We start from the raw sequence: 4,510 nt of genomic DNA, 5'->3' as shown, positions 1-4,510 counted from the left end.
TCAATAAAGTGTGCAATTAGAGTTTACGAACAAGCTTACACTCTAACACTTTAAACTGAACACTTGAAATCATAAATTACTCGAGAATTACTACAGCCATGTACTTACATCATGCACTTTCACCGATAAAACTATTTGATGCAAAAAACCATCAACACGGACAGCAGCCAAACGTAAGTGCTATTGCCCCTCAAAGGCTAGTGCGCATTACCAGTATCTTAAGTTCTAATCTGAAAACCGGCCATGCGACTAAAGCTCCGATCTTACTGAATATATCCAGAGATAATAATCACAACATCTTTGCAATACAGCACCAAGACCTAAGGCAGATTCAATTTTCATTAAGTACAGTGATACGTAATATCTTCTTACATACCACTAGTCACATATTTATTTAAACCGAAGTTCACTCTAAATGTAGCGGTCTTTCAAGAAGGCAAGCTTTAATCATTCTGTAGTCATTACTGTCGGGCAAACTTTCACAGTATTTCTTGAGCCACAAACCAAAATATGGGGAAGCGTGTTCTCGGGCTCTGATGTAATCATCAAAGCTTCTGATATTATCAAAATCAATTCCTGCCAATTCGAACAACCCACTAAGCTGCTCCTTACCTTGCGCTGTAAAATAAAATTTGCCCCTCTCGTCAATAACAAACAATCCATTACCATTTTTAGCTTCCATCAATTTCGCTCCCAGTGATTCGCTGTTTGAGTTTCTTTGACAAGTGCTTTAACTTGTTGTTATCCGTATCTAAAGAGCCTCTTTGTTATAAACCGTATAGGCACAAAACTGCCCGTTGCCGCTAACCAACTCGTTAAGCACAACCTCCTCCAGAAATTGATCTAGAGTAAAATTCTCTTGCTCTCCGTCGATAGAAAGCCTTTCATCAAGCAACAATGAAATAAATATTTTCTTCTGAATAAGTGAATTAGCGAAATCTAAAGTCAGAATATTATTATTTAATCCGTTCTCAGGATTCAAGTTGCTACCAATCAGTTCTGCTCCAACACCGCTGTCCAGCTCCCAAAGCGAAGCAAAACGTGCTTTGTTCTTATTTGAGATTTTAACTCTTACGTTCTGTTCGTGCCTTGCTGCTTTCACGGAATTAGCGCCCAACAAGAATTCAAACCGATCTTCCTGCTCACATCCTGCCCAGCGCACTTGATTAATAAAGTCCTTAGTGGTCAACCACATTGTTTGAGAATCTTTCACTATGGCCCATATACGATTCCCTGAGTCAAACCTTAACCTTAACTTTCCACTCCTTATATTTCTTAGCAATACAGAGAACGGAATTAGCTTTCTTTGATCAATTAATAGCTCCTCAGAATGTTTTAAATCCAACGACAGCAAATCCATTCGATCAATCAGAGGTCTTGCGTCATAACGTATTCTCACAACCTGGAACCCACTGCATTTATCAACAGAAATGATTGGTGTGTAACCAATCTCTGACCGACTTCTGACACTGTTTTTACAGCTCTGGATACTATTTTCTTGAAAATTAGAGCTATCGATATCAAAGCACTTGGAACTTACCTTTGTGTTGAGACCATAGCTAAGATTAATTGACGCCTCCTCAAATGCATCTTTCTGTGTAGCCCCTATTCCTGACACCTCGTATAGTCCAGGTTCTATTATGTTAATGAGACCAACGCCTTTTTGTAGACAAGACCCTGCTTGCACAAAATAACCATTCAAAGCCAACGCCATTATCACTACAACATATCGAACAATTTTCATTATCATTGGATCTCCTTATCTCAGTAACGGTACCTAACAAGCTCAACATCGCCTTCACTAAAAATCGAAGGTGCTTGGTTTCTTCCAAGTACCGCGGATACAACCGATACCTTCCTGTCTACATAACTGTAGAGTTCATCAGTCGTAACCTTTTTGTCGCCATCGTTGTCAGCTTTTCCCGTTAAGCCCTTAGCTAAAAAGTTTGAAAATAGACCATTGCCAACATAGTCATACCAAGTTGCTACTCCTTCCGACTGTGTCGCGGAAAATACTGTGATCGCACTATTTTTCGTAGGTACAGATATTAAGGGTCGCCTCAATACACTCGCACTTACGTTTGGATATAAGGTTCCGTCGTGAGCATTTCCACTAAAACATGCGTCTAGGAACACTACGATATTTTCAGCATCAATTAATGAAAGCTGGCGATAAAACTCGTCAAGATGATAGCCAGATACATCAATTGAATCGGGTGTCGCGTCGCTAGGCATTAAGTAAGCAGCCCACTTATCATTAATTGCAGGCACACCATGCCCAGAATAGAAAACGAACACTGTATTGGCCTTTCCCTCACTCAACCCGTTAACTGAACGCTGGAATTTGCCAGGCTTGCCATTCGCGCCAATTATGGTTTTGAACTCACCTAAGGAAACATCATGGTATTGAGCGATATTTCGACTTGGAATCCCCATGTTCTTTTCAAACACGTCAGCCATCAATTTTGCATCTTTCAACGCATATCTAACGGGTAGCCCCGGCATTTTAGAATAGTTTCTGTTACCTATAACGAGCGCATAATTGTCAGTATGTTCTATCCTATTCTTGCTTATCCTTGCCGGTCTTTTATCCTCCTCAGCTAAACCGATGTTAGAAACTGCATATTGTTTGACATTTCCTGAATGGTGATATCTAAAACCTTCCTCGATATGCAAGGAATAATTTGCGATCCGTTTTATCGAATGTTTCGCGTCATCGATACCCAGGTCTTTTATATGTATACTGAATTCCGGTTTAGTATTCTTATCCAGCTCCAAGTCACCTCTTAAGAATAAAGTGAGTGGAAGCCGTTCTCCTGGAGCTAACAAGGCTATCCTTTCAGGCCACTGTTCATCGACTAGACGTATACCTTTCGTTTCTAGTTCGGTATGTATTGCAATATTACGTGCTGGCGTGCTGCCAATATTTTCGGCAATCAATTCATACTTACTTGTGCGCCCAGGCTTTAGTGATTCAAACGTTCTCCGTGTTGTAATTCTTATTCTGGGTTCTTCCCACTCGTGGATTTGGTAACTCGATTTAGCTATATCGGCGCCAAAGCCATCCATTTCTTCAGCTTTTACAACAATATCTAACTCATCGTCATCGTATTCTCGAGGCAATAAAATAGTTTGCGAATGTATCCGTTCACTGTTTGGAGGGATCTCACCGATAAAAGATTTGAAAAGTAGACTTGGCATTGAACTACGTCCATCAATGATAAGCTTTACGTTTTCAGCTAGTCCCTCTCCTTCATTTCTAATGAGCACTTGTATCTCAAGAGTCTCATCTTCGTAATAAATTCCGTCTGAGTCTGAATCAACTAATCTTGGTTCTACTACAAGGCGAGGCGGGTTATCGTTTTTCAGCGTTGCTCTTAACCTCTCTGATCGCTCCCGAGCTTTTTCCTTTACTTTTCTCAGTAACTTGTTTGGTCGATAATCAACGTCATCACCATCATAATACCTAACTGGTTTTAAGCCTCTACCAAATGAAGCAAATCGGTATTTTGCTTGCTTATTGATAGTGATACGACCATCACCAGGGACTAAATTAATCGCGTTTTCTGCTAGCCTTTTAGATTCATTAAGGTCTCCCTCCTCTAAAGCTCTTTCAGCGTCAGTAAAAAGCTCAAATGCTGTGTCATTCTTTGCAGCAAAAGTACTCAAGCTAATAGCAAACAACACAACAAAAACTACAGACGTTTTAACCATATTCATCTTTCTATACCTTCTCTAAAACAACCTTAAAACTCGATTCCAATTTCTAGCATTCCTATCTTGAATTTGTTCTCGCTAGCCCCAAAAAACTGTTGCGCAGCGAAATCAACTGAAAAGCCACCTCTAACAAAACCTAGACCAACCGAAGCTCGCTGTTCATCCGCTAAATCAGAATAATTTCCAGTTTGATCTGTTATGCCAGCTCTTATCGCAAAAGTGTTCGAAGAAGTGGCACCACCGATTAGTAGTTCAGCACCGAGCTTTTTCTTTGTAAGTTCGATATCTAAAGAGTCGCTAGTTTGAAACAATAAATCCGACATCCCGCTGTACTTAAGTTTTTCGAAATCTGCGTTAAGATTGAGTTGGAAACTTACTTCGCTAAAGATCCAACCAAGACTCATCTTCGAACCAACTGATACTGATTCCGGGTATGCTGTAATCTCTCGGTTTCTTAGGGGATGATTAAAATCGTTTTCGAATGGGGTATGAGTCGACTCAAAATGGTAAGCTGCGCCTACATCCCACGCTAAATATCCAGAACTTGATGTGAAGTCGATTGGTTTATCAAGTAATCTATAGTTTGCCCCTAACTGTAATCCATACCCCGACGTCTCTTGCCTTACCTTATCGCTCACATCTTTTTCTTTTACCGATATGATTTTTAATGTGCCGCCTATTTTTGCGCTGTCTGACGGTGCATAAGCGACGTTTGCGCTGATATCATAACTCTGTAGAATCGCCGCTTCTTCAGTTCCTTGACTGGGCTCTTTAAAAGACACTCTTATGTTGT

At 40.3% G+C, this 4,510-nt stretch carries 4 protein-coding genes; all 4 read right to left on the bottom strand.

The genetic code is table 11. The features are described from left to right. Window positions 1-406: 406 nt before the first annotated feature. Window positions 407-682 carry a hypothetical protein gene (locus A3761_RS16835; RefSeq protein ID WP_068515084.1) on the bottom strand — a complete coding sequence of 92 codons (276 nt, stop codon included), beginning with the start codon at window positions 680-682 and terminating at the stop codon, window positions 407-409. A 69-nt stretch (window positions 683-751) separates the two neighbouring features. Then, window positions 752-1,744, bottom strand: a complete 993-nt coding sequence (locus A3761_RS16830) for a hypothetical protein (RefSeq protein ID WP_156491909.1) — start codon at window positions 1,742-1,744, stop codon at window positions 752-754. Window positions 1,745-1,764: 20 nt separating this feature from the next. After that, a complete protein-coding gene (locus A3761_RS16825) occupies window positions 1,765-3,720 on the bottom strand; it encodes a caspase family protein (RefSeq protein WP_068512444.1) in 1,956 nt (651 codons plus the stop codon). 26 nt (window positions 3,721-3,746) lie between these two features. Next, on the bottom strand, window positions 3,747-4,510 hold a 764-nt coding region (locus A3761_RS16820), incomplete at its 5' end, for a hypothetical protein (RefSeq protein ID WP_231881246.1).

The sequence above is a fragment of the Oleiphilus sp. HI0123 genome (assembly GCF_001635315.1).
This window is presented reverse-complemented; position numbering and strand designations above follow the sequence as displayed.

Coding starts and splice junctions, on each gene's coding strand:
- A3761_RS16835 (WP_068515084.1), bottom strand. CDS start 682: ATGGAAGCTAAAAATGGTAATGGATTGTTTGTTATTGACGAGAGGGGC.
- A3761_RS16830 (WP_156491909.1), bottom strand. CDS start 1,744: ATGAAAATTGTTCGATATGTTGTAGTGATAATGGCGTTGGCTTTGAAT.
- A3761_RS16825 (WP_068512444.1), bottom strand. CDS start 3,720: ATGAATATGGTTAAAACGTCTGTAGTTTTTGTTGTGTTGTTTGCTATT.